The sequence below is a fragment of the Ercella succinigenes genome, assembly GCF_900002895.1.
The window spans coordinates 29,902-55,240 of the sequence record NZ_CDHP01000001.1 but is presented as its reverse complement, the minus strand read 5'-3'; the positions used below and the strand labels follow the sequence as shown (position 1 = coordinate 55,240).

Below are 25,339 nucleotides of genomic sequence, written 5' to 3'. Positions count from 1 at the left end.
GCAGCATTGTTTTATGATAATAGTAGTTTATATATAAATATTTTGTAAAGGGAAAAACTATGCTTAGAGAATCAGGAGTATTGCTTCATATTACAAGCCTGCCCGGGGATTATGGAATCGGTAAATTTGGTAAATCTGCGGTTGATTTTGCTTGTTTATTAAAAGCAGCCGGTTTTAGCTGGTGGCAGCTTTTGCCATTTGGTCCTCCGGGAGCTGGTTTTTCTCCATATCAGTGTTTCTCTGCTTTTGCAGGCAATCCAATGTTAATCAATCCGGATGATCTTTATAGTTTGAATTTATTGACTGAAGAAGAACTTGAGGAGTGCAAATTTAAAGGTTCCCCACATAGTTGTGATTTTATCTGGATTGAGAAAAAAACCGAATGGATGTTAGAAAAGGCTTTCTGCAAAGTTGAAGATGAGTTGCTTCAGAAGGTGCAGTCTTTTGTAGCCAGACAACAAAACTGGCTGCCTGATTATGCCTTGTACATGACTCTTAGAAAATATTTTAATAACAATCCATGGTGGAAGTGGGAAGATGAGGAACTTAAAGGCCATAATCGTGAGGCTTTAGCTGTTTTTGCAAAAGATAATCAAAATGAGATAAACTACCACTGTTTTGTTCAGTATATAATTGACCGGCAATGGCAGGACACAAGAGCTCAAATTCATGAACAGGGCATAAAATTAATCGGTGATTTACCAATTTATGTTTCCATGGATAGTTGTGATGTCTGGGCGAATAGTCACTATTTTGAACTTGATGAAAAATTAAGGCCTGCCAGGGTTGCGGGTGTGCCTCCAGATTATTTTTCTGAGGACGGACAATTATGGGGCAATCCATTATACGAATGGTCAGTACATCAGCGAGAAGATTTTCGTTGGTGGAAGCAGAGGATTGGGCAGTCTTTACAGTGGTTTGATCGTCTTAGGCTAGATCATTTCAGAGGATTTGAGTCTTATTGGGCAGTGCCTTCAAATTCTAAAACAGCAAAAGAAGGAGAATGGCTACCAGGTCCGGGAGAAAACTTTTTTGTGGCCTTGTTTGCCGAATTTGGCAAAAATGTGTTTATTGCAGAAGATCTTGGCGAGATAGATGATGCTGTCAGAATATTTCTTCAAAACATAGAATTGCCAGGCATGAGAGTCTTGCAATTCGGCTTTGATCCTTATTCGAATAGTACACATTTGCCTTGCTATTATCCTGAAAATTCTATTGCTTTTACAGGAACCCATGATAATAATACAGTTTTGGGGTGGTTATGGGATATCTCTGATGAGGAGAGAAATTTTGCTCTCAGATATGTTGGTTTAGATCCCGAAACGACCGACTGGGGTGTGGGCGGGCCACAGTCTTCTGTGGTAAGAGCTTTTTTAAGAACATTATGGAGCACAACTTCTCAACTGGCTATAGCTCCGGTTCAGGATCTTCTGGGATATGGAAGTGATACACGCATGAATACTCCGGGGTTGGCAGAAGGTCAATGGAAATATCGTGTGACAAATGAAGATATTTCAAAACTTGACCCAATATGGTTGCAACAGTTAAACAATACTTTTAGAAGATATAATAAATAAACCCTTGAGCTAATACGGTTGATTCATTATAATATGTAATGTTGTCACAGAATAAGAAAGGACGTGCGAGAGAATTATGGCAAAAAGATCATTTGCCAGAGCCGGTGTAAAGGCAAAGCCTATTACTTTTTTCATCGTCTCAGGCATAATACTGCTGGCACTGCTGCTCACGTGGACAGGCCTGACTCTACCGGTTCCAGGATCGAATGACTTTATTCAGATATACGGTGCCAGGGATATCCGCTTTGGTATTGATATTGTAGGAGGCGTTGAAGCTGTTTTTGCGCCTAAAGATTTCGATGGTACTCCCAGTTCAGAAGATCTTGATTCTGCGCGCAGTGTTATTGAACTGCGTATGGATAATCTGCAGATACTTGATAGGGAAATCACTGTGGAGAGAAGCAAGGGGCGTATTATTGTCCGCTTCCCCTGGAAATCAGACGAAACTTCTTTTAACCCTGAAGAAGCACTGATGGAGCTTGGTGAAATGGCTCAACTTACCTTCCGTGACCCTGATGGTAATGTAGTTATGGATGGTACCGATATTTCTAAAAGCAGTGCTGCTTTTAATCCGGAGAACAATGAGCCTATTGTTTCTCTTGAAATGACAAGTGAAGGTACTACAAAATTTGCTGATGCTACTTCGAGATTAATAGGACAGCCGATAGCAATTTATATGGACGAGACCTTGATTTCTGCTCCGACAGTTAATTCTGCAATATATAATGGCAGGGCTGTAATTGAGAATATTGGATCATCGGAAGAGGCAATTGATCTTGCTGAAAAAATCAATGCCGGTGCTCTGCCTTTTGCTCTTGAAGCAATCAGCAGCAGTTCAATCAGTCCTACAATGGGAAGAGATGCTCTTAGCGTTATGATGCAGGCAGGTTTAGTCGCTTTCCTGGTTATTTGTGCTTTTGTTCTTCTTAATTATAGACTTCCCGGTTTCGTTGCCTGTATTACATTAACAGGTCAGGTTGCAGGTATTTTGCTTGCGATTGCCATACCTCAGCAGACTCTGACTTTACAGGGAATTACCGGCATCATTCTTTCGATAGGAATGGGTGTTGACGCCAATGTAATCATTGCTGAAAGAATCAAAGAGGAATTGAATGGTGGCTGTTCATTGCCTACTGCAATTTCAAATGGTTTTACCAGAGCCTTCCCGGCTGTTCTTGATGGTAATATTACACTTGCTATTGCAGCAATAATTCTAATGATATTTGGATCAGGATCCATGTTGTCATTTGGATATTCACTGCTTACAGGTGTTGTTTTGAATGTAGTTACCGGTGTAATGGCATCAAGAATGATGATTGGTGCACTAAGTGCAATGAAGCCTTTCCGCAATGTCTGGCTATACGGTAAAAGGAGGGGCAAAGCAAGTGTTTGATTTTTATAAGAATCGCCGCTGGTTTTTTTGCCTGTCGGCAGCAATTATAATTGCAGGAATAATCTTTTCCATAGTATTTGGCGTAAATCTAGATATTCAATTTAAGGGTGGAAGCATTCTTAAATATAATTTCACAGGTGATATTAGTCTTAGTGAGGCTGGAAGTGTCATTGAAACTGCAATCGGCCAGAGTGTTTCTTGCCAGATAACAAGCAGTATCGCAGATGACAGTACTAGTCTGGTGGTGAATGTGGCTGGTGATGATGCTCTTTTGCCGGCTGACATGGCTGCAATAATATCTGCATTGACGGAAAGCTTTCCGGAAAATAATTTTGAGTTTCAGACATCAGATCTGGTTAATCCCTTTATAGGCCGAGAACTTTTAGAAAATGGTATAAAAGCTATCGTCATAGCGTCTGTTTTGATAGTTGCCTATGTCTGGTTTAGCTTCCGTAGCATGTCAGGTCCTTCCGCCGGGGTTATGGCCTTGGTGGCATTATTCCATGATGTGTTTATAGCTTTCTTTATTTTCGTATTTGTCCGTACACCTATAAATGAATCTTTGATAGCTGTTGTTCTTGCAATTCTTGGTTTTTCTATTAATGATACAATTGTTATATATGATAGAATCCGAGAAAATGAACGTCTTACTAAAGGAAGTATGCCATTAGCAGATCTGGTTAATCTTTCGATCAGGCAATCACTGAAGCGCTCTATCAATACTTCGGTATGTAGCTTTGTAGCAGTTTTGGTGGCTTACATCTTTGCTTCTTTGTATGGCATTCAGAGTATAAAAGAGTTTGCTTTGCCAATGATGATCGGAATTATCAGTGGTGCTTATTCGACCATATTCCTTGCCGGACCACTGTGGGTTATGTGGAAGACTCGTAAAGGCCGTACAGGCTATGAGCATTAACCTCATATTTATTAGTATTTAGTATTAAAGAGACTGTCATACTTTTTATAGTTGGCAGTCTTTTTGTTGCCGTTAATAAATTATTTTAGGGCTAAATTAGAAGCAATAAAAAAATTAAAACCTTTTAATGATTAATGAAAGCTTTAAGTTGACAGAGCTAAACGTTTCGCTATATCATATTATTGAACACAATTCTATAACTTACTATGCCATAAGTATTGTTTGATTAGACTGGTGTAAAAAAGTTAAACGTTTCGATGTGAGGTAATTAATATGATTGTATTGCTTGGAATTGACATAGGCACATCTGCCTGTAAGATTGCTGCTTTTAATGCCGAAGACGGAAGTGTGCTGGCATCAAGCACTCAGGACTATTCTGTATACCATCCTGCTCAAGGTCATGTTGAGCAAGATGCTGAGGAATGGTGGCAGGCAGTTTGTAAGGGAATTAAGGATATTATAGAAAAGGGTATAGATGCTTCTATGATTTCAGCTATTGGGATAGATGGACAAAGCTGGTCTTGTATTCCCATAAATAAAGATGGTAAAGTGTTGGCGCGTACACCGATATGGATGGATACAAGAGCTGATTCACTAGCTCAAGAGGTTGAAAAAAAGATAGGTGCTGAAAGGCTTTTTGCCGTTTCTGGTAATCCTTTTAAACCGAACTATTCTACTCCTAAGCTATTATATATGCAAAAACATCAACCAGAAATTATAGCTGCTGCCGATAAAATTTTGAGCAGTAATGGTTTTATTGGATATAGATTAACCGGAGAGGTTACACATGATTATTCTCAAGGCTATAGCTGGCATTTTTTTGACGAGGCTAAACTATCTTATGATATGGAATTAGCTGCGGATCTCGGGATTCCTATGGATCTGATGCCACAACTGGTTTCATCGGATACGGTTATAGGACATGTAACAGAACAAGCTGCCTTATTAACTGGTCTAAAAGCAGGAACACCAGTAGTTGCAGGTGGACTTGATGCCGCTTGTGGAACCCTTGGTGCAGGTGTTTGTTCACCAGGACAAACACAAGAGCAGGGTGGACAGGCCGGTGGAATGTCTATTAGTGTTGACAGAGCCCTTTCACACCCTCAATTAATTTTAAGTCCTCATCTTGTTCCAGGACAATGGCTGCTTCAGGGAGGCACTGTTGGCGGTGGCGGTACTTTAGCCTGGTTTTCTCGTGAACTTGGTGCTGCTGAAAAGCAGATGGAAAAAGAAAGTGGACGCAATTCTTTTGCCATAATGGATGATGAAGCCGATAAGTCACCTTTGGGGAGTAAGGGTCTTTTATATCTGCCTTATATGGCAGGTGAGAGATCTCCGCTTTGGGATTCAAAGGCTCAAGGCGTGTTTTTCGGACTTGGATACGACAAAACAAGAGGAGATATGATCAGATCTATTCTCGAGGGAACAGCGTTCGCACTTGAACATAATGTCAGAATTGCAAAAGAAGCAGGTGCCGAAGTTACTGAATTCAGAGCTATGGGTGGTGCTGCAAATTCCAGAGTATGGACTCAAATCAAAGCTGATATAACAGGTAAGACATTTGTTGTACCTTCGGCGGATACCGCAACCACATGGGGAGCTGCAATGGTTGCTGGCGTAGGTGCAGGTGTTTTTAAATCCTATGAACAAGCCGTTAATGCTACAGTATCTATTCAAAGAGAGCATGAGCCTGATACGTCTAAGCATGAATCATATGAGCCATATTATCAGATTTATGAATCTTTATATCCTACCTTAAGAGAAACTATGCATAAGCTGGCAGATTTAAAAAGCAAATCCATATAAATTGAAACAATATAGAATAGGAGATCAGAAAATGAAAGCTGGAGTTTTGTATGCAAAAAATGATATCAGATATGCTGATTGGCTGGATTTTACACCTGGAGAAGGCATGATAAAGGTGAAAATGAGAGTTTGTGGCATTTGTGGTAGCGATATACCAAGGGTTCTGGGAGATGCTGCACATTTTTATCCTGTTATTCTTGGTCATGAATTTTCAGGAGAAGTTGTTGAACTTGGTCAAGGTGTTAATGATATTAAAGTAGGGGACAGAGTTGCTGGAGCTCCTTTGATGCCTTGTCTAAAATGTAATGATTGTCAGCAGGGGAATTATGCTTTGTGCAAAAATTATGGCTTTATTGGTTCGCGCCAACCTGGAGCCTTTGCAGAATATGTTGAAATGCCGGCAAATAATGCCATAGTTTTTGATGAAAATGTATCTTTTGAGCAAGGTGCTCTTTTTGAACCTGCAACTGTTGCCATACACGGACTGCTTCATGCTGATTTCCGAGGTTCCACAGATGTTGCAATTCTTGGTGGAGGAAATATTGGGATATTAGCTATGCAGTGGGCAAATATTCTTGGAGCAAAATCCGTGACTGTTTTTGATATCGATCAGGACAGACTCGAACTTGCTGAAAGGCTCGGTGCTAATAATATCATAAATACTACCGCTGAGGATTTTATGTCTAAAGCTAAAGATATTACAGCAGGAAAAGGGTTTGATTATGTTTTTGAAACAGCAGGTCAGCCAGCTACGATTAAACTGGGCTTTGAACTTACAGCAGGAAAAGGTACTTTATGCTGTATAGGCACACCTAGTCGCCCTGTAGAGTTTTCACCGGAGCTTTGGGAAAAAATGAATAGAGGCGAATTTAAAGTGACGGGATCCTGGATGAGCTATTCTGCACCATTTCCTGGACGTGAGTGGACTTTGACTGCACATTATTTCGGTACAGGCGAATTAAAACTTGAAGATAGCATGATATTTAAGCGTATACCCTTGTCAAACATTGCAGATGCTTTCGCAATGTATAATACCCCTGGGGCAGTTAAAGGTAAAATTCTTCTTACAAATGATTAAGTATTATTTTTAATCATCATTTGTTATTGAAATATTATTATTCTAAAAATAGTGAGGAATAAAAGAATGAGTTCATTATTACTTGATATGGTCAAAAAACAAAAACAAGGTGAGGTGGTAGGTATTTACTCTGCCTGTACCGCTAATGAATATGCAATAAAAGCTGTTTTTCAGAGAGCTTTAAAGACAAAACAGCCTGCTCTTATAGAAGCAACAGCTAATCAGGTTGATCAAAATGGTGGTTATACTGGAATGAAACCGGCTGATTTTGCAACCTATGTAAAAGGGATTGCCAAAGAAATGAATTTCTCGGAGGACATGCTTATTCTTGGTGGAGATCATTTGGGTCCTCTTACAAGAACTGATTTGCCTGAAGAAAAAGCAATGGCTTATGCTGATGAACTGGTAAAGCAGTATGTACTGGCTGGTTTTACAAAAATACATTTGGATACATCAATGAGGCTTGCTGACGATGATAAACAGGCAAGATTATCGGACGAAATCATTGCCGCTAGAGGTGTTCGTCTTTGTGCTGTTGCAGAAAATGCCTGGAAAGAACTTCAAAAGCAAAACCCAAAAACCCCTGCACCTGTTTATATTATAGGAAGTGAAGTTCCTATCCCCGGAGGTGCACAGTCGGCAGAAGAAAGTATAAGTGTTACTTCTCCATCTGATTGTCAGCAAACCCTCTCTACATTTGAAAAACTTTTTAAGCAGAATGATCTTACGGAAGCCTGGAACAGAGTAATTGGTCTTGTTGTGCAACCTGGAGTTGAATTTGGCGATAGTGAAGTACATGAATATAATAGAGAAAAAGCTAAAGACCTTACAAAATCACTTGCAAATTGGCAGCAAGGTGTATTTGAGGGCCACTCTACCGATTATCAGACACCAGGTTGCTTACGTGAAATGGTTGAAGATGGGATTGCAATATTAAAAGTTGGACCAGCTTTGACTTTTGCGCTTAGAGAGGCTTTGTTTGGGTTAGAAAACATCGAAAAGGAAATGTATAGTTCTAAGAAAATAAAATTATCTGATTTCAGAAATGTACTGGAAAAACAAATGCTGGCTAATCCAGGAAATTGGCAAAAACATTATCATGGAGACGAGCAGCAATTAGCTTTTGCCAGAGCTTTTAGTTTTTCAGATAGAGCCAGATATTATTTGCCTGATCCTGAAGTTGATAATGCAATTAAACTGCTTATTAATAATCTTGAAAAATCTGAGATGCCGTTGACTTTGCTTAGTCAATACATGCCTTGGTCTTATCAGTCTTTGAGAGCCGGTAAGATAGAAAATAGTCCTCAGGATATATTACTTGAACATATAGGTCATTATATAGATGAGTATCTGTTTGCTGTAATACCTTCCAGCGATAAATAATGGTGGTTGACTAAAGATGGCTGCAACAATAAAAGATGTTGCCAAAATGGCTGGTTTGTCTATTGCAACTGTTTCAAAATATATAAATGGCGGTCATGTTATTGATGCAAACCGTTTGGCTATTGAAGATGCAATTAATAAACTTGACTATCGTGTTAACACAATGGCAAGAGGTTTAAAAACCAGAAAAACCAAGAGTATAGGTGTTCTTATACCAAGTGTCAGAATGATTTTCTGCATGGATATGATATCTGCTGTCGAAGCTGTTTTGGGACAAGAGGATTTTAGCACTTTGATATGTGACTGCCAGGGGAAATCTGAACTTGAAGAAAAGAAAATGGCTTTTCTTTTAGAAAAACAGGTTGATGGAATAATTACCATGCCTTTTGATAATTCATCTATTCCTGCTCAACATGCTATTGCTGCAAAGGTTCCAATTGTTCTGGTTGACCGCAAACTGCCAGGTATTATTACTGACTGTGTTCTGGTTAATAATTCCAAATTGGCCTGTGAAGCAACCACCGAATTGTTAAATAAAGGGCATGAAAGAATAGGGATTATCTGTGGACCAGCGGATATTTTTACTACTGCGCAGAGGCTGCAGGGTTATAATCATGCTTATCAAATGATGAATAAAAATGTTGATTTAAGGTATATACGTTATTCTGATTACAGTATGGAAGGCGGCTATAGAGCTTTTAATGATTTGCTTGAAATGAGCACTCCTCCTACAGCCATTCTGGCAACAAATTATGAAACTACAATGGGATCATTAATGGCACTGAATAGACGTAAAATCCAGTTGCCATATGATTTATCGTTTGTTGGTTTTGACGGTTTGGATATGGCTAGCCTGATACAACCTGATTTAACAATGGCCATTCAACCGGTACAAAAAATGGGCGAACAAGCTGCAAAAATTATGCTTGAGCGCTTAAAACCAGAGGCAAGTAACTCAGTCTGTCAAGAGGTGATTCTTGATGGAAAGCTTATTAGGGGTAACTCAACTGCTAAAATTAATTTCTGAATTCTTTTGGTGTTGTACGGGCATATTTTTTAAAGACATATGTAAAATATTTGTAGTCACGAAATCCAACCTGTTCCGCAATTTCATAACTTTTCAGGTCAGGGAATTGAATTAGCAATTCCTTGGCCTTTTCTATTCTGTACTGATTCAACCAATCAACAAAATTTATGCCTGTTTCCTTTTTAAATAATTTGCTGAGATAGTTGGGCGTTATATGTATTGCTTTAGACAATGATGATAATGATATATCTTCTTTATAATGTTCCATTACATAGTCCATCGTTATGCGGACAAAACCTGTATACTTGTCTTCACGACTTTTTAGGACCAGATCAAGTAATTTGTTCAAAAATATCATTATTTCTTTCTCAAAATCATCAGCAGTTTCCAGTTGCTCCATTCTTGAGATAATAATTTTTTGCTCTGAATCAAGACTTTTGATATTTATTCCTGATTCTTCAACGCCACTGATAGACATGTATATAAGACGAAGACAATTCTGTCTGTAATTCGTTAAGGAAATGCGATTCTGTCGAAGTTCAGAAAAATATTTTACTATGATATCTGCCATTAATTTTGCATCTCCAAGTCTAAGCTGTGAAATTATTTCATGTTCCATATTACTTGGATACTCTGGCAGAAGATAATCAACATCAAAGTCTTTTTGATAGCTGATAATAGTAGCTTTGCCAAGATAAGCCTTCTGCCTTATTGCTCGCAGTGCCTGTTGATAAGAATCTTTTATCATAGAAATATTTTTAACAGGCTGACCTATACCAATGCTAACCGTGCAGTTGAGATATTTTTCTACATATTTCTGAATATCTTTAAGTGCTTTTAGTAATGCAAGATCTATATTTTCATCAATGTTATTTAGGCTGTCGGCACCGGCAAAAATTATAATCTGGTCAAGAGATCCCATTGCACCAAAAGCTGGTGTAACAGACTGAAGCACTTCTTCGACAATATTTAGCACAAGATATCTTAAAGATTCCTGATCAAGTTCTGATTCCATTTCAGACCATAACAGATAATCATCGATGCTCAATAAAAGAGCCAGCCAGCTAACGGAATCTATATTTAGCTGTAAAGCAGACGCCTGACTTATAATATAATTATGATCAGTATATTTATTTCTAAGCAGATCAGCAAAAAAAGACCCTTTCAGGCTTTGATAATGTTCTCTGATCAGTTTGTTGTTTCTTTCATCAGCTTGCTGTCTTTCTCTTTCAGAATTTATTTTTTCAATTATTATTTTAATCTCTTCTATCAGCTGCTGTGCTCCCACAGGCTTAAGCAAATAGCTTTCAACACCTGACTTTATGGCTTTCTGAGCATACTCAAAATCATCATAACCGCTCAAAATAACGATTTTAATTCTTGGAAATCTGCTTCTAACATTTTTTACCAGTGAAAGTCCGTCCATAATAGGCATCCTTATGTCGGTAATCAAAATATCCGGCTGAAGTTCCGGAATGAGTTCTAAAGCTTCCTTCCCATTGGAGGCCTCTCCGCAAAATTCGACATTATTTTCGTCCCAGTCTATAGAACTGATAATGCCTTTTCTGATAATAGGTTCATCATCAACTAATAATATCTGATAAGTCATCAGGCAAGACCTCCTGAGCGAAAGGGTTGACGCACTATAACTTCAGTTCCCTGAAGATCTTCACTTATAAATTCCATGCCGTATTTTTCTCCAAAATTCAATCTTATTCTTTCATGTACACTGCTTATGCCAAAACCCCGATTGTTTTCCTGTACATTTTTTAATAATTTATTCATCTCATCAACATCAACGCCTGCTCCGTCATCTTTAATTCTGTAGACCAGCGTATTCTGTTCTTTTTCTATAGTTACTTCTATAGTGCCCTGACCGTCACCTTCTTCAATTCCATGAATAATGGCATTTTCAACTAAAGGTTGCAATACCAGCTTAACTGTCTGGCAATTAAGTAAATCCTTGTTAACGTGTATCTTAAAGTCTATAGAGTTTTCATAGCGTTTTTTCTGAATATCAATATAGTTCTCAAGTAATTCAACCTCGCGTCTTACAGTTGTAACTTCATTACCGCTATTAAGGCTGAGTCGAAACAGTTTTGAGAGGCTCTGCACCATATTGGCAGCATCAAGAGAACCATCAATTCGGCACATCCAATATATTGTATCTAAAGTATTGTAAAGAAAATGAGGATTTATTTGTGCCTGTAATGCTCTTAATTCAGCTTCTCTTTGCTTAATCTGTCCTGTATAGACTTCATTAATCAACTCATCAAGGCGGCTTGACATTATGTTAAAATGTCCTGCCAGTTCAGATATTTCATCTTTCCCTTTTACATCAAGATGAACCTTGAAATTTTGCTCGCCTATTTCTGACATGGCACCTCGTAACTGTTTCAGTGGTCCAAGCACTTTCAGTGTGAAAAAGGATATAAACAATATGCAAATTAAAAGACTTATCATAACAGCGGCGAATGTAAAGGTTTCTATAAGTGCATAATCTTCATATAGATCAGTGAATGAAACTGTATTCACAAGCATCCAGCCTGGAAACATCAGTTCATTGTAAGTAATATGCCACTCTTCTTTATCTATTACCTGATCAGTATATCCTTCTTCACCAATAACAAAATCACGAAAAGATATATTTTGCAGTCCTAGTATCTTATCTACCTGTTTCCCTGTACTTGATGTATCGGTAGAAGAAACCACTTGATTATCTGGATTTATGATATAATATTCCCCCTTGGCTGAAAAGGAGGTATCTTTATATATTTTAGATATTTCTTCTTCAGGAATATTTATTTTTATGCGGGCAAGTTCAGTAGAAAAATCGCGCAAATCATAAATAATAGTGTATATAGAAAAAACGGAAATCTCTTCTGTCGAATAGTCAATCATCTTATTTGTATCAAGCTGATATTGATTGTATTCCAATCCTTCATAGATTGAGTGGTCTATTGTATTTCTGGCAAAAGCAGAATCGAACTCAATTCCATTGCTGCCTAGCAGATAAATAGAGTATATATACTGCTGATAGTAAATAAATTCTCTTACCACCTGCTCGGCAGTAAGCCTATTGCCTGGATCTGCTCCGCCTTCTTCAGCCGGCACACGAAGTCCCTTTAGGAGATCATGGTTCTGCAGCAAAAATAAAGATGATGTTTTGACATCACTTAGTATAAAATCAATGTTATCAGCTTTTTGCTTAACTGTGTTAAAATTAGTTTCGCTTACTCTGGTTTTTAGAGCCTGTCTGTATTGATTATAAGAAACACCTACTACGATAACTATAGGAATTATTGCCAGTAACAAAGAAAAAGCAAAAAATCTGACCTGCAAACTATAGGTTTTTTGTCTAAGCTTCGCAAATCTGGATAACATAAAACCACCTTTCTGACGACCTAAATTATATCAGAGAAAGTAAAAAACTATAGCAGATTTTTGTAATAATGTGCGAAATTTTGGACAAATTTGTAGATTTGTCCCCTACTTCGTTCTGAGATTCTGTTTTATCATGTAAACACAAATCAATTGTTTTTGTATCTCATGATACATTTTATTGCGATTTGTGTAACTTCAATCAGATATCCAAGAGGAGGAATTTGAAAATGCTGAAAAAAATCATTTCAATTGTTATGGTACTGTCATTAGTTTTAGCACTTGCTGCTTGTGGCGGATCATCAAACGAGACAACTGCACCTGCTGCGACAACAACTGCAGCATCTACTGAGGAGGGTTCAGACGAAACCGATGCTCCTGAAGTAAGTGATATGGCAATTGGTGCGGTAATTATGAATACTTCAGGTGAGTGGTTTGCTGAAGTTATTGCCGGTATGGAAAAAGCTGGCCGAGATCTGGGTGTTAGAGTTCAGATAGTAAGTTCAGAAAATGACGTTGCTACAGAAGCTGATAATATGGATGCCTTTATTGCTCAGGGTGTTGATGCAATTGCTATGGGTCCTATAAGTGCAGATGGTTCTGTTGCTGCTTTTGATCGTGCAATAGATGCAGGTATTCCTGTTATTTCATGGAACACTACATGTAATTCAGATAATCTGAAATATTTTGTAGGTGTTGATAATAGAGATCTGGGTAGAAAAACCGGCGAATATATGTCTGAATATGTCCGTGAGCATCATCCAGATGGTATTAAAATTGCGCTTCTGATCAGTGATCGTTATGAAGCTGGTATACAGCGTACTGAAGGATTTAAAGAAGGCATACAGGATTTAATCGATGAAGGCATAATTGAAATCGTAACTGAAGTAGAAGCAGAATTCAGAGAACAGGGTCTTGATGAAACCGACCGTATTCTTACAGGTTTCCCTGAAACAGAATTAATCTGGGCATGGAATCAGACTTCAATGGAAGGTGCTGTAGCTGCTCTTGCAGGAAATCAGAATATAAAAGTTATGGGAACAGATATGGCGATCTCTTTTGCAAATACAATGCTTGAACCTGATTCTGTTTTGCAGGCTGTTACAACACAGCAACCTTTTGAAATTGGCTATACAGCTGTTAAAAATGCTGTAGAAGTTGCAAAAACAGGTGAGGCTGATGCAGAAGTTCTGGTTCCACTACAGACTTTTACAATGGATGATCCTGCAGCCCTGCAACAATATATTGATGACCGTGCTGATCTGAAGATCAACTGATAAAGGTCTACAGAAGATGATTAAAGGGTGTGAAGATATTTACTTATAGGTGAGTGCTTCACACCTTTTTTATCAAAAGCAGTATAAAGAGGTGAAAAGAGTTGACTCAGGAAATTGTTCTCAGAGCTGAAGGTATCAGTAAACATTTTGCCGGTATAAGAGCACTCGAAGATGCTGAACTTACTTTGCGTAAAGGTGAGGTTCACGCTCTTGTAGGTGCTAATGGAGCTGGTAAAAGTACCATGATAAAAATTATTACCGGAGCTTATCGTAAAGATGCAGGCAGAATTTTTATCGATGGTAAAGAGACAGAAATACATAATACTATAGATGCAAGAAAAAAAGGAATTAGTGCTGTTTACCAAGAGTTTTCATTGTTTAATCATTTGACAGTAGGTGAAAACATATATATGGGCAAGTTCCCAACCGGTAAGATACCAGGCAAAATTGACTGGAGCACAGTAAACAGTGAAGCACAGAAATATCTCGATTTGATTGATACACCAATTGATCCAAAACAAAAGGTTGGTAATCTTAGTGTAGGCCAAAAACAACTGGTAGAAATAGCAAAAGCTTTGTCCAACCAGTCGAAAGTTCTGATACTTGATGAACCTACGGCAGCTTTAACAGATAATGATATTGACGGTTTGTTTGAGGTAATCAAAAGTCTCAAGCAAAAAGGAATAAGTATGATTTATGTTTCGCACAGACTGGAAGAACTGCCGTTAATAGCAGATACAGTTTCAGTTTACAGAGATGGACACTATATTAAGACTATGCCAATTAGTGAAGCTCCAAAATCTGTGATAATCGAAAACATGGTAGGTGATAAATATCAACCGACTTCAAGAGAAGATTATACACAAGAGGAAGTTATTCTGAAAATTGAAAACTTTAGTTCTGGCAAAAAATTCAGCAATATTTCGCTTGATTTACATAAAGGTGAGGTTCTTGGCATCGCAGGTCTTGCAGGTGCAGGCAGAACTGAGCTTCTGCGCGCTATTTTTGGTGCCGATCCTCTTGATAATGGTGATATTTTTATTAATGGTGAGAAAGTAAAAATAAAATCTCCACGTGATGCAAAAAAAGCAGGAATAGGATTTGTTACAGAGGATCGAAAAGAAGAAGGTCTTGTTCTGGGAATGGATATTCAAACAAATATTGGTTTGACAATACTTAAAGAACTATGTCCCGGTATCATATTGAAGAAGAAAAAAGAATGTCAAATTGCCTGCGAGTGTATTGAATCTCTGCAGATAAAAACAAGTGGGCCATGTCAATGTTCCCGTGATCTTTCAGGGGGTAATCAACAAAAAGTAGTAGTTGCAAAATGGCTGGCAACAAAACCGCAAATACTACTTATGGATGAACCAACCCGTGGCATCGATGTGGGTTCCAAAAGTCAGATTTATCAGCTGATACAACAGCTTGCAAAACAGGGAATAGGCATAATAGTAGTTTCTTCAGAAATACCTGAAATCCTTGATATTTCAAATAGAATAGCTGTTATGTCTACAGGTAAAATGACTGCTTTGGTTAAAAATGAAAATTTAACGCAAGAGATGATTCTGGATTATTCTACTGCGGAAAAAGAAATAAATCACGGAGGCAAACACAATGAACAAAATAGCAAAGGGGCTTGATTATAAGTCGCTTATCCTGAAATATATCATGTATTTTCTTTTAATAGCTATGGTTATATTCTTATCTTTTCGCTCAGATAAATTTCTGACTATGGCAAATGTTATGACTATTCTAAGACAGATCTCAATTACTTCTCTCGTGGCAATTGGCATGACAATGATTATTATTTTGGCACAGATAGATCTGTCTGTTGGATCTGTAGTAGCTTTTTCAACAGTTATCAATGCCTTGTTACTGAGGTCAGGTGTACCTATATTTCTGGCTTTAATACTGACAGTTCTTATTGGTGCTGCCTGGGGTGCTTTTGCAGGAATTATAATTGCCAAATTCCAGCTTCATGCATTCCTTGTTACACTTGCTCTGATGACCGGTGTTAGGGGTATTGCCTATTTTATGACCGGCGGTTATCCAATTGGCGGTATGCCTAAAGAGTTTGCAAATGTTAGTTCAGGTTTTATCGGACCGGTACCCTATACTGTTATTTACATGCTTTTAATATATGCATTCTTTATTTATTTGCTAGGATATACCTCTTTTGGTCGTTCTGTATATGCAATTGGCGGTAACAAAGAATCTGCCAGATTATCCGGTATTAATGTAAATGCTGTTACAATAGCCGTCTTTACAATCAGTTCCGGTTTATGCGCATTATCAGGGTTCCTGCTTTCGTCGAGGCTTGCTGCCGGTTCACCTGATGCAGCTCAGGGCTGGGAAATGGATGTTATAGCAGCAACAGTTATTGGTGGTACCAGTATGTATGGTGGTGTTGGTAAACTGCAGGGAACAATTATAGGTATGCTATTTATTGGTGTTCTAAGCAATGGTATGGTTCTTCTTAGTATTAATCCTTATATTCAGGATGTTATCAAAGGTGTTGTTATACTTATGGCAGTTATACTGAATAGTCTGCAAAGCAGAAGGAGTGTGTAAGATTATGAATAAAAGAGAAAGGTTTTTTGCCACGATAGCACGTAAACCAGTCGATAGAAATGCCAGCTGGCTTGGATTGCCGGCTCCGGAGGCTGTTGACGGATTATGCAAATATTTCAAAGTTAATTCGATAGATGAGCTTAAATTGAAAATAGATGATGATATTTATGCTGTTGAAATGCCATATCATGCACCTGACAGCAATGCGATTTACACTGCACTTAATTTCGCTAAAGCTGATCATCATGATTCTGATTTTGAAAGAACTTTAACAGATCCAGGTTTTTTTGAAGATGCAGAGGAAATAGAAGAAGTGGATAATTTCCCTTGGCCTGATCCTGCTAATCATATTCCGCCGGAGGAATGCAGACAACTTGTTGATGCAGTGCCTGAAGAATATGTTGTAATGGGGGTTATCTGGTCTGCTCATTTTCAGGATGCATGTGCTGCTTTTGGTATGGAAAATGCTCTTGTAAATATGTTGGCCAATCCTGAATTATATAAAGCGGTAGATAATAAAATAGTAGATTTTTATCTAAAGGCAAATGAGATTTTCTATGAAGCAACCAAGGGTCGTCTTGATGCGGTTCTGATAGGTAATGATATGGGAAGTCAACGTGGTTTGATGATTTCTCCTGAACAGGTCAGGGAGTTTGTAATTCCAGGAACAACTAAACTGATTCAGCAGGCCAAAAGTTATGGACTTAAAGTTGTTTATCATTCATGCGGATCAATTGAACCTATTATTGATGACCTTCTGGCTGCCGGGGTGGATGTCGTTCATCCGATACAGGCATTGGCAAAAGATATGGATGTACCTCATCTTAAAAGTAAATTTGCAGATAGAGCTACTTTCTGTGGAGGTGTTGATGCACAAGATCTTCTGGTTCATGGAACGCCTCAACAGGTATATGATAAAGTAATTGAGATAAGAAAATATCTACCTACAGGACTGATTGTTTCGCCAAGCCATGAAGCCATTCTTTCTGATATAGATCCTGCTAATATCGAAGCTTTGTTCAAAGGAACACATGCAGAAATATAATATAGAATAAATTTTATGAATAAGCGCAAATGTTTGTGGATTTTGCCGCAATTAATAAAATTTAGGAGGTAATTATCATGAAAAGAATAGGTCAGATTATAGAAATAAGTCCTGAAACAATTGGAGAATACAAACACCATCATGCTAATGCCTGGCCTGAGGTAAATGCGAGGCTGAAAAAATCAAATATACAAAATTACAGCATATTTTATCGCAATGGACTTGCTTTTGCTTATATGGAGTACATCGGCAATAATTTTGATGGAGATATGGCAGATATTGCTGCCGACCCTGTAACTCAAAAATGGTGGGATGTTGTTAAACCCTTGATGACACCTCTTAAAGATCGTAAAGAAGGCGAATTCTGGTCGGATATGGAAGAGGTATATCACCTGGATTAAGTTTTATGTGTCAGATTTAAATCAGATAAAAGTATTCAATCCGATAGGCAGGATTGCTGATTATCAAAGATTTATTATCTGACACATTTTATTTTTACCTTATTTGCATAATCATCAATGACAGAGCGATTGAAAGTGTTTTTTTCAGTCTGGCTTACTGCAAAAGCTGCGCAAGCTGTACCGCGTGCAAGGGCTGAATCTGGGTTCAACCCTTTTACAATCGCATCAATATAACCTGCAACCATACTATCTCCTGCACCTACTGTGCTTATTAAATTAACTTTAAGAGCCGCTGCAAAATATATTTTCTCTCCGCCGCAATTTTTATCAGCAATATAAAGCAAACTGCCTATTTCGCCTAGAGATAACAAAATCTGCTTTGTTTTATACATCTGACAAATACTGCGGCAGGCAGCAATTTGAAATTCTTCTTTTTGCAGATCTTCGACAGTGAAATTGGTTATAGTGGATAATTCATACAAATTTGGTTTTATAATATCCACTCCTGCTGCAAGTGCATTAAGCAGAGCTTGACCTTCCGCATCTGCAACTGTAATGCAAGATCCGTAGTTTAGACATTTCGATATCAGTTTTCCGTAGATATTATCTGAAATTCCGTAGGGCAGACTACCGGAGAAAATAACTGCAGAGCTGTTTGGAACTTTGATAGTTATTTTAGCCTGTAAATCATTGATAGCTTGTTCTGCCGAAGTCTTAAGATCAAACCCGGGTTCGTTAAGATCCGTAGTTATCTGCTTGGCTAAATCAATAACCTTAGTGTTGGTTCTTGTTTTACCGGGGACCAATAGCCAATCACTTTTAAATGCTTCATGACTCAGCAATTTATCTACTGTATCTTTATTCTCTTTGCCTATCAAACCTGTAGCTGTGACCTTTTGTCTCAAAGAACAAAGAACACGGGCGACATTAATTCCTTTACCGCCCATGTTCTCTATTACCTTTTTTATTCTATTGACCTGACCATATTCAAATTTTTCTAAAAATAAAGTTCTGTCTATAGCTGGATTTAAAGTAAAAGTGATTATGTCACTATTCATAAAATGCCTTCTTTAATTCCCCTGGTATCAGGTTTTATTTACTACAGTAGAGTCGGTAGATAGATCTCTATTTATGCCAAGCTGCTTTTGAGCTGTTTTTCGGATAGGTGCCCAAACTAATCTGGCAATTGCGAAATCAACCATGCTGTGAACTACAGTGCCAAGTCCAACCAAACCTATTACCGTAAACAAAAAGCTATTAGCGTAATACCCACCCGGCATCTGATTACCAAAATAAAAAGGCATTACAACCAGAACCTCACTAACTGCATGTATTAAACTGATAATAACTGCAAATACAAATAACTGCAATTTTTTATCTAATATTTGAGGTTTCTTTTTTATAATAAGGGAACCAATTAAAACAAAAATCAAATGTGAAGCTGCACGCAAAACAACAACAATGGGAAATCCACCGAGAAGAAAACCAATAGTTGCACCTGCTGCCACGGAAAGAGCAACTGGAGGTGAGATAAACATGGCAATAAAGATTGCAACATGACTGGCCAGTGTAAATGATGCAGGTTCAAGGATTATTTTAAAAGGCGAAAACATAGGAATTGCAATACTTATTGCACATAACATTGCGGATACAACCATTAAATATAATTTTTGTCTGTTCATACTTTTTCCTCAAACTTCCTTTTTTAGATTAACTGTGAGTTTTTTTTGCATTTCTTTTTTGATGCAATTTATTACACAAGACATGTGTCTTGACACCTGTCTTGTGTAATATACAGCTATATTTACTAAAAGTCAATAAAGCTTTTTCTTATCTCGATGATGTTTTTTATTGATTAATCAGACTAGAAACATTAATTTAAATATTTTTCAGTCTTGCTGATCATAGAGTACGCCTTTTGCCCTCAAGGCTGAAACTATTCTATAAAATGTTAGTTTATCATTACAAGATATAGTATGTAGATGGACTCCGTCTGTAATTTTTGACAAAGGCTGAGCATTCTCTTTTTCAGTTTTTTGCATAAACTGGTCAACATCGTATCTGGAAGTAATTTGCAGACGACCTGTAAGCTGACCGTATATAGGATGATCAACTATAACATCAATAATTTTGCCGCCTAAATCAACGATAGTGTACAACTCAGTTCTCATATCACTTTTGGTGTGTTTACAGGCTACTGTACCAATGTACGAATTGTTATCACTTCTATTTATTAAATAGCCACGAGGTGTAGCGTCTATGTTTAATCCACCGGCTCTAAGCAAAGCAATATCTCCAACAATTACCTGTCTGCTTACTCCAAATTGTTTGGCGAGCCTGCTGGCACTAAGTGGTTCTTTTTCCTTGCTAAGCATTTTTTTTATCTTTTCTCGTCTGTTTTGCGCCTGCATTTTGATCTAACCTTCGTCTTTCTGATAACATTTGAATATAATATTTTAATTTATCCTGTACTTTGCTATTTATTCTATTATGACATATTCAACCAATAAAAAATTTGGGTTTCAAAACTAATTTCTTAAAATCTTTTTCCAGCATCATGTTCATATCGTAGTTTAAACCAACGTATGGCAAATAAAATTGCACCTGTCATTCGTATAAGGGATGACACAATAAGAGCAATTGTCATGGCTAAGTGATTGTCACCCAGTCGTACATAAAGCTGAACTCCAAACAGCTGCATACTTGCATTAGCGAATAAAAGCAATGTTGTATAAAGAGAAAGATTTAATTGTTTATTACGTGACGGTATAACTTCAAATAGACATTGAAGAATTGAAAGCTGAAAAGCACCAAAAGTAAGTGCACTTATTAAATTGAATCCTAACATGGCAGGCATTCTCCAGCCTAGGGGGAAATAACTGGCAGCTGCGGCAAAAACAGGGCTGATTGCCAGACCTAAAGCTCCAATGATAACAGTCGCTCTCACTCCATTTCTTTCTATAAATCTTCCCCAATATTTAACCGTTAACCATTGAAGTAAAGATCCGGTTACAACTACATAACTAAGCCATGATTCATTTGCCTGCATATAATTGACCTGCGCAAGGAAAAATAGAGGCCAAGCCATATACCAGCCGATATGGAAAATAAAAGATATTACCATAAAAGAAAGGAAATTTTTATTATTTCTGATAGACAGAATTACACTTTTTAGTTCCCGAAGACTTACACTATTGTCTTCGGTACTAATATCCGGGGATTGACGTATAGTAAGCCATTGTAAGATGGAAAAGGCGCAGGCAAGGAAATAACAGATCTGATAAAGTGTAATTCTGGCACTATCATCAGAGGCTCGTCCTAAGATAAGTCCTGTTACTTGTACAATTATTATACCGGCAGCAAAAGTCATTGATGTTCTCATGGTATAAAGACTGTTACGTTGATGTGGTGAAACTATATCTGAAAAATAATTTTGCCAGGTTGTGTTATATAGTGCCATGGGGGCATTGGCAAGAGAAATCATAGACATGAGATAAAAAACCCTGATTGAACCCATATAAGGAGCAAGACCGGCAAGTCCATAAAGCAATCCGGCTGCAAGTATAGATAATTCTACAGGACGGCGGCTGTGTTTAAGCTTGCCTGCGATTAAAGTACCGGGAAGCATTACAAGTAGGCCTGTCCATTGTGGAAGCGAGGAAAGAAGACCGATTTGCCTTGAGTCAGCACCCAGGCGTGTGGCAAACATGGCTGTAAAAACTGTTGCCAGATTAAGAACAATTGCAGCTATAAGACCTTCAACACGTATTTGTGTTGCCAGCCTGATACCGGTATCCTGATTTTTATCAGGATAAATTCTTAATTTCAGTTCATGGCGGAACTGCCTTGCCATTTCACTATAAAATCTAAGTCGCACTTATATAATCTCCTTATAATGACATCTTAAACTATAGGTTATCAACTGTCATTATTAAGGCTGCATATAATAATTAATAAACGGTAAAATCTGTTATACTTATTCTAAATTATTTAAAAATTAAAAATCAAGGTTACAAAACAGGAGGCAGATATGTCAGGAACAATAAATGAGAAATATTTTTTAAAAAAGAAGGACGCACTACTTTTAGTAATTGATATACAGGAAAAGCTTGTCCCGGCGATTTATGGTGGAGAGGAAGTAGCAGCAAAGACAAGTATACTTGTCCAGAGTGCCCAGTTAATGAATATTCCTGTTTTACTTACAGAACAATATCCTAAAGGTTTGGGGGCAACGGTGGATTCGATTAGTAAAGTGTTGGCAAAGGATTCTGTTATATCAGAGAAAATGAGTTTTAGTGCTTGCACTGAAGAAGTAACCGAGATATTGAAACAAAGTGGTCGCAAACAGATTATTATTGCTGGTATAGAGACTCATGTATGCGTATATCAGACGGTAAGACAATTACTGGTTGAAGGCTATCAGGTGTTTTTGGCAGAAGATGCCGTCGGTTCACGCCGCATTGAAAACAAACAAAACGCTCTTGAACAAATGCGTGATATGGGAGCTGTAGTCAGTAATACTGAAACTATGCTTTTTGATTTGCTTGAAATAGCTGGAACGCCTTTGTTTAAACAGGTTTCCAAACTTATTAAGTGATTGGCATAGTGTTTACGCCAAGTCAATTGGATCAGATATATTAATTAATGTTAAAAATATTCTCATAAATTCACTTTTTACCTGCATCGTGATTGATTCATGATGCAGGTTTTTTGTCTCTGGTGTTACTAATAATATTTTTTTTGAAAAATATATTGTCAAACCCTGTCAAAATAGTTAAAGTTCTATTGATTAAATACGACATGAAACAATGAACATATCTTTTTAGTGTCTACTATTAAATAATCGAAAAAAGATTTTTTTGTTCTGAATACAATATATTTTTTTAGTATAAGTTAATTTAATAAGAGTATTTGAGAATTGAAGGGATCACGAAAAACAGGGGGGTATTATATTTTGAAAAAGGGAATTCAATTCAAATCAATTTCGGCGCGTATATTTACTGCATTTGCGGTTCTTATGCTTGTATTCGCCGTAGGTATGTATTTATTTGTTAGCTTTGCAGCAACAAGAATGAATGACAGATCAGCTGCCGAGAATCTCGATCGTCAAGGTAATATGGTATATCAACTTCTTGATAACAAGTATGAAGGCGCCTGGAACGTGAGAGATGGAAATTTGTTTAAAGGCGTATATCAGATGAATGATGATAATGATTTTCCTGATATGATAAAAGAACAGACGGGGCTTAATGTAACTTTATTTTTAGATGATACACGTATAGCTACTAATGTAATAACAGAAGATGGCAATCGGGCTGTAGGCACTAAAGTCTCAGATGAGGTGGCTTCTGCGGTTCTTGCTAAAGGAGAAACATATGTAGGATATGCAAATGTTGCCGGTGTTTCAAATTATACCTACTATACGCCTATTTATGATCTTAACGATCAGATAATAGGTATGTTCTTCATCGGATTACCTGCTGATCAGGTTGAATATGATTTAATGATAATGACTTATTCGGTTCTGTTTGTAATGCTGCTTGGAGCAGCGATAGCATCTGTTATTAGTTTAGTAATTGCTCGTAAGATAGGCAGACAAATCAAAGATGCTGCTCAAAAAGCAGGACAACTTTCGCTCGGTGATGTTGAGCTTGAAATACCAGAAGCTACCAGATCAAGAAAAGATGAGATAGGTGCTTTGATGCGGTCGATGAACGAACTTGTCGAATCTCAAAGAGCAAGAGCTAATGCCGCCGGTGAAATAGGTAAAGGCAATCTGGAAATAGAAATAGTTGCCATGTCAGAAAAAGATATTCTTTCACATAGTATGCAGGAAATGATAAGCACTTTGAGGAAGATGTCCGCATCTGTTCAGGAATTAACAACAGAAGCTGCCAGAGGTAATTTGCAAAAACGAGGGAATGCAGATCAATTTGCAGGCGTTTATCGTGAAATTGTTGCAGGTGTTAATACAACTCTTGATGCAATTACAAAACCACTTAGTGAAGCGGATATTGTTCTTGATCGTCTGTCAAAAAGTGATGTAACAGTAGGGATGACAGGTGAATACCAAGGTGATTTCAAAAAACTGGCATCACAAATTAATCAGGTTAGAGAAATGTATATTAATGTTCAAAATGTATGCATAAATTTAGCTGCGGGTGATTTCTCTCTTTACCCTGCATTAATTGCTGCTAAATCTGAAGCAGATGAAAACAATAAACTGCTTCCGGCTATGATTGGAATGATGGAAGCAGTTCAAAATATAGCTGATCAGGCAGATGAAGTTGCTTCGGCTGCTCAGCGTGGTGATCTTGAATACAGAGCAGACATAGGTCAGTTTAGAGGAGAGTTCAAGAAAGTAATTCAAGGTTTGAACAATGCATTACAGGCAATGTCTGAACCGCTTAATGAAATGGAAACAGTATTAAACCTGTTGTCTAATGGTGATCTAACAGCTAATATGCTTGGCGAATACGAAGGCAGTTACAAAGGTATAAAAGAATCGATAAATACTACGGTTTCATCACTTTCTGGTCTGATGTTTAACATTTTGCAGACTTCTGAACAAGTAGCTGCCAGTGCGCAGGAAATATCTAATGCTAGCGGAGCTTTATCTCAGGGTTCGACTGAGCAAGCCAGTTCTATTGAAGAATTGTCAGCTTCAATTACAGAAATAGCTTCGCAAACAAGACAGAATGCGACAAATGCCTCAAGTGCGAATAATTTGTCACAAAAAGCACATGAAAGTGCCGATAGAGGCAATTTGCAAATGAAGACAATGCTGGAAGCAATGCATGATATAAATGATGCATCAACTAATATTGCTAAAATTATCAAAGTTATAGATGAAATTGCTTTTCAGACTAATATTCTTGCCTTAAATGCAGCGGTAGAAGCAGCCAGAGCAGGTCAGCACGGTAAAGGTTTTGCTGTTGTAGCTGAAGAAGTTCGTAATCTTGCTGCCCGCAGTGCGGAAGCTGCCAGAGAAACCACACAGTATATTGAATCTACAATCAGTAAGGTTGAGGGCGGCACAGAGATTGCCAGTGAGACTGCTAAATCTTTGGTTGAAATTGTTGATAGCATAAATGAGACTGCTGTACTTGTTGCAGAAATTGCTAATGCGTCTAATGAGCAGGCAGGAGGTATTACGCAAATTAACCAAGGCATAGAACAAGTTTCTTCAGTTGTTCAAAACAACTCGGCGACATCAGAGGAGACTGCCTCAACCAGTGAGCTTCTTTCAGAACAAGCAAAATTGCTATATGAATCAATAAGTCATTTTAGATTACAGTAAGCTGTCATGGTTTTGTCAATGACTGTTTTGATGACAAAAATTAATTTTGAAATTACAATCTCAGTACGTTGTATGTTAAAAAAACAATACTAATAAATATTTGTGATTGAAAATAGCAATAGCTCATGTTAACGTATCGTTACAATAAAGTAAATTTGGTTAAACAAAAAAATATAATAAA

General features: G+C 37.6%; 20 protein-coding genes. 14 read left to right on the top strand and 6 right to left on the bottom strand.

Features of this window, described 5'->3' with window-relative positions:
* Positions 1-59 precede the first annotated feature (59 nt).
* The 7 genes from malQ (at position 60) to AC0KSB_RS00250 (ending at position 9,180) form a co-directional block, all read left to right on the top strand.
* A complete protein-coding gene (malQ, locus tag AC0KSB_RS00280; protein ID WP_472305660.1) occupies positions 60-1,577 on the top strand; it encodes a 4-alpha-glucanotransferase in 1,518 nt (505 codons plus the stop codon).
* Between the two features lie 76 nt (positions 1,578-1,653).
* Entirely contained in the window at positions 1,654-2,970 is a 1,317-nt protein-coding gene (locus AC0KSB_RS00275) for a preprotein translocase subunit SecD (protein WP_472305659.1), read from the top strand.
* A complete protein-coding gene (gene secF / locus AC0KSB_RS00270) occupies positions 2,963-3,886 on the top strand; it encodes a protein translocase subunit SecF (protein ID WP_472305658.1) in 924 nt (307 codons plus the stop codon). The genes AC0KSB_RS00275 and secF overlap by 8 nt, the downstream gene beginning before the upstream one ends.
* A gap of 273 nt (positions 3,887-4,159) precedes the next feature.
* On the top strand, positions 4,160-5,692 hold the full coding sequence (locus AC0KSB_RS00265) for a xylulokinase (protein ID WP_472305657.1): 1,533 nt from the start codon (positions 4,160-4,162) through the stop codon (positions 5,690-5,692).
* A 31-nt stretch (positions 5,693-5,723) separates the two neighbouring features.
* Complete coding sequence (locus AC0KSB_RS00260) at positions 5,724-6,770, top strand: galactitol-1-phosphate 5-dehydrogenase (protein WP_472305656.1); 1,047 nt, start codon at positions 5,724-5,726, stop codon at positions 6,768-6,770.
* A gap of 66 nt (positions 6,771-6,836) precedes the next feature.
* Entirely contained in the window at positions 6,837-8,153 is a 1,317-nt protein-coding gene (locus AC0KSB_RS00255; RefSeq protein ID WP_472305655.1) for a class II D-tagatose-bisphosphate aldolase non-catalytic subunit, read from the top strand.
* Between the two features lie 16 nt (positions 8,154-8,169).
* Positions 8,170-9,180 (top strand): LacI family DNA-binding transcriptional regulator, encoded by a 1,011-nt coding sequence (locus tag AC0KSB_RS00250; protein ID WP_472305654.1) that lies wholly within the window; start codon positions 8,170-8,172, stop codon positions 9,178-9,180.
* On the opposite strand, the gene AC0KSB_RS00245 is transcribed toward AC0KSB_RS00250, so the two are convergent.
* Positions 9,170-10,789 (bottom strand): response regulator, encoded by a 1,620-nt coding sequence (locus AC0KSB_RS00245; protein WP_472305653.1) that lies wholly within the window; start codon positions 10,787-10,789, stop codon positions 9,170-9,172. The genes AC0KSB_RS00250 and AC0KSB_RS00245 overlap by 11 nt on opposite strands.
* Entirely contained in the window at positions 10,789-12,564 is a 1,776-nt protein-coding gene (locus AC0KSB_RS00240; protein WP_472305652.1) for a sensor histidine kinase, read from the bottom strand. The genes AC0KSB_RS00245 and AC0KSB_RS00240 overlap by 1 nt, the downstream gene beginning before the upstream one ends.
* Before the next feature lie 227 nt (positions 12,565-12,791).
* Between AC0KSB_RS00240 and AC0KSB_RS00235 the strand changes: the two genes are divergently transcribed.
* The 5 genes from AC0KSB_RS00235 to AC0KSB_RS00215 all read left to right on the top strand — a co-directional run bounded on the left by AC0KSB_RS00235 (position 12,792) and on the right by AC0KSB_RS00215 (position 17,858).
* Positions 12,792-13,838, top strand: a complete 1,047-nt coding sequence (locus tag AC0KSB_RS00235) for a sugar ABC transporter substrate-binding protein (protein ID WP_472305651.1) — start codon at positions 12,792-12,794, stop codon at positions 13,836-13,838.
* 101 nt (positions 13,839-13,939) lie between these two features.
* Positions 13,940-15,481, top strand: coding sequence for a sugar ABC transporter ATP-binding protein (locus AC0KSB_RS00230; protein WP_472305650.1), 1,542 nt, complete (start codon positions 13,940-13,942; stop codon positions 15,479-15,481).
* Positions 15,456-16,412, top strand: a complete 957-nt coding sequence (locus AC0KSB_RS00225) for an ABC transporter permease (protein ID WP_472305649.1) — start codon at positions 15,456-15,458, stop codon at positions 16,410-16,412. Before AC0KSB_RS00230 ends, AC0KSB_RS00225 begins: the two co-directional genes overlap by 26 nt.
* Before the next feature lie 4 nt (positions 16,413-16,416).
* Entirely contained in the window at positions 16,417-17,457 is a 1,041-nt protein-coding gene (locus AC0KSB_RS00220; RefSeq protein ID WP_472305648.1) for a uroporphyrinogen decarboxylase family protein, read from the top strand.
* Between the two features lie 77 nt (positions 17,458-17,534).
* The gene (locus AC0KSB_RS00215; RefSeq protein ID WP_472305647.1) at positions 17,535-17,858 is read left to right on the top strand and encodes an L-rhamnose mutarotase; all 324 of its coding nucleotides are present in this window, start codon (positions 17,535-17,537) and stop codon (positions 17,856-17,858) included.
* A gap of 74 nt (positions 17,859-17,932) precedes the next feature.
* On the opposite strand, the gene AC0KSB_RS00210 is transcribed toward AC0KSB_RS00215, so the two are convergent.
* The 4 genes from AC0KSB_RS00210 to AC0KSB_RS00195 all read right to left on the bottom strand — a co-directional run bounded on the left by AC0KSB_RS00210 (position 17,933) and on the right by AC0KSB_RS00195 (position 21,735).
* Entirely contained in the window at positions 17,933-18,916 is a 984-nt protein-coding gene (locus AC0KSB_RS00210; protein ID WP_472305646.1) for a 1-phosphofructokinase family hexose kinase, read from the bottom strand.
* Between the two features lie 27 nt (positions 18,917-18,943).
* Positions 18,944-19,540: a hypothetical protein gene (locus AC0KSB_RS00205; protein WP_472305645.1), complete on the bottom strand. Its 597-nt coding sequence runs from the start codon at positions 19,538-19,540 to the stop codon at positions 18,944-18,946.
* Positions 19,541-19,747: 207 nt separating this feature from the next.
* Positions 19,748-20,269 (bottom strand): 3H domain-containing protein, encoded by a 522-nt coding sequence (locus AC0KSB_RS00200; RefSeq protein ID WP_472305644.1) that lies wholly within the window; start codon positions 20,267-20,269, stop codon positions 19,748-19,750.
* A 125-nt stretch (positions 20,270-20,394) separates the two neighbouring features.
* On the bottom strand, positions 20,395-21,735 hold the full coding sequence (locus tag AC0KSB_RS00195; protein WP_472305643.1) for an MFS transporter: 1,341 nt from the start codon (positions 21,733-21,735) through the stop codon (positions 20,395-20,397).
* A 153-nt stretch (positions 21,736-21,888) separates the two neighbouring features.
* Between AC0KSB_RS00195 and AC0KSB_RS00190 the strand changes: the two genes are divergently transcribed.
* Positions 21,889-22,455, top strand: coding sequence for an isochorismatase family protein (locus AC0KSB_RS00190; RefSeq protein WP_472305642.1), 567 nt, complete (start codon positions 21,889-21,891; stop codon positions 22,453-22,455).
* 357 nt (positions 22,456-22,812) lie between these two features.
* The gene (locus tag AC0KSB_RS00185) at positions 22,813-25,158 is read left to right on the top strand and encodes a methyl-accepting chemotaxis protein (RefSeq protein ID WP_472305641.1); all 2,346 of its coding nucleotides are present in this window, start codon (positions 22,813-22,815) and stop codon (positions 25,156-25,158) included.
* Positions 25,159-25,339 lie beyond the last annotated feature (181 nt).

Excerpts from the sequence above, each read along its gene's own strand:
- AC0KSB_RS00210 (WP_472305646.1), bottom strand. The coding sequence starts at position 18,916 with ATGAATAGTGACATAATCACTTTTACTTTAAATCCAGCTATAGACAGA.
- AC0KSB_RS00240 (WP_472305652.1), bottom strand. The coding sequence starts at position 12,564 with ATGTTATCCAGATTTGCGAAGCTTAGACAAAAAACCTATAGTTTGCAG.
- AC0KSB_RS00200 (WP_472305644.1), bottom strand. The coding sequence starts at position 20,269 with ATGCAGGCGCAAAACAGACGAGAAAAGATAAAAAAAATGCTTAGCAAG.
- AC0KSB_RS00250 (WP_472305654.1), top strand. The coding sequence starts at position 8,170 with ATGGCTGCAACAATAAAAGATGTTGCCAAAATGGCTGGTTTGTCTATT.
- AC0KSB_RS00275 (WP_472305659.1), top strand. The coding sequence starts at position 1,654 with ATGGCAAAAAGATCATTTGCCAGAGCCGGTGTAAAGGCAAAGCCTATT.
- AC0KSB_RS00260 (WP_472305656.1), top strand. The coding sequence starts at position 5,724 with ATGAAAGCTGGAGTTTTGTATGCAAAAAATGATATCAGATATGCTGAT.
- AC0KSB_RS00215 (WP_472305647.1), top strand. The coding sequence starts at position 17,535 with ATGAAAAGAATAGGTCAGATTATAGAAATAAGTCCTGAAACAATTGGA.
- AC0KSB_RS00245 (WP_472305653.1), bottom strand. The coding sequence starts at position 10,789 with ATGACTTATCAGATATTATTAGTTGATGATGAACCTATTATCAGAAAA.
- AC0KSB_RS00220 (WP_472305648.1), top strand. The coding sequence starts at position 16,417 with ATGAATAAAAGAGAAAGGTTTTTTGCCACGATAGCACGTAAACCAGTC.
- AC0KSB_RS00225 (WP_472305649.1), top strand. The coding sequence starts at position 15,456 with ATGAACAAAATAGCAAAGGGGCTTGATTATAAGTCGCTTATCCTGAAA.
- AC0KSB_RS00255 (WP_472305655.1), top strand. The coding sequence starts at position 6,837 with ATGAGTTCATTATTACTTGATATGGTCAAAAAACAAAAACAAGGTGAG.
- AC0KSB_RS00265 (WP_472305657.1), top strand. The coding sequence starts at position 4,160 with ATGATTGTATTGCTTGGAATTGACATAGGCACATCTGCCTGTAAGATT.
- AC0KSB_RS00190 (WP_472305642.1), top strand. The coding sequence starts at position 21,889 with ATGTCAGGAACAATAAATGAGAAATATTTTTTAAAAAAGAAGGACGCA.
- AC0KSB_RS00205 (WP_472305645.1), bottom strand. The coding sequence starts at position 19,540 with ATGAACAGACAAAAATTATATTTAATGGTTGTATCCGCAATGTTATGT.
- AC0KSB_RS00235 (WP_472305651.1), top strand. The coding sequence starts at position 12,792 with ATGCTGAAAAAAATCATTTCAATTGTTATGGTACTGTCATTAGTTTTA.
- malQ (WP_472305660.1), top strand. The coding sequence starts at position 60 with ATGCTTAGAGAATCAGGAGTATTGCTTCATATTACAAGCCTGCCCGGG.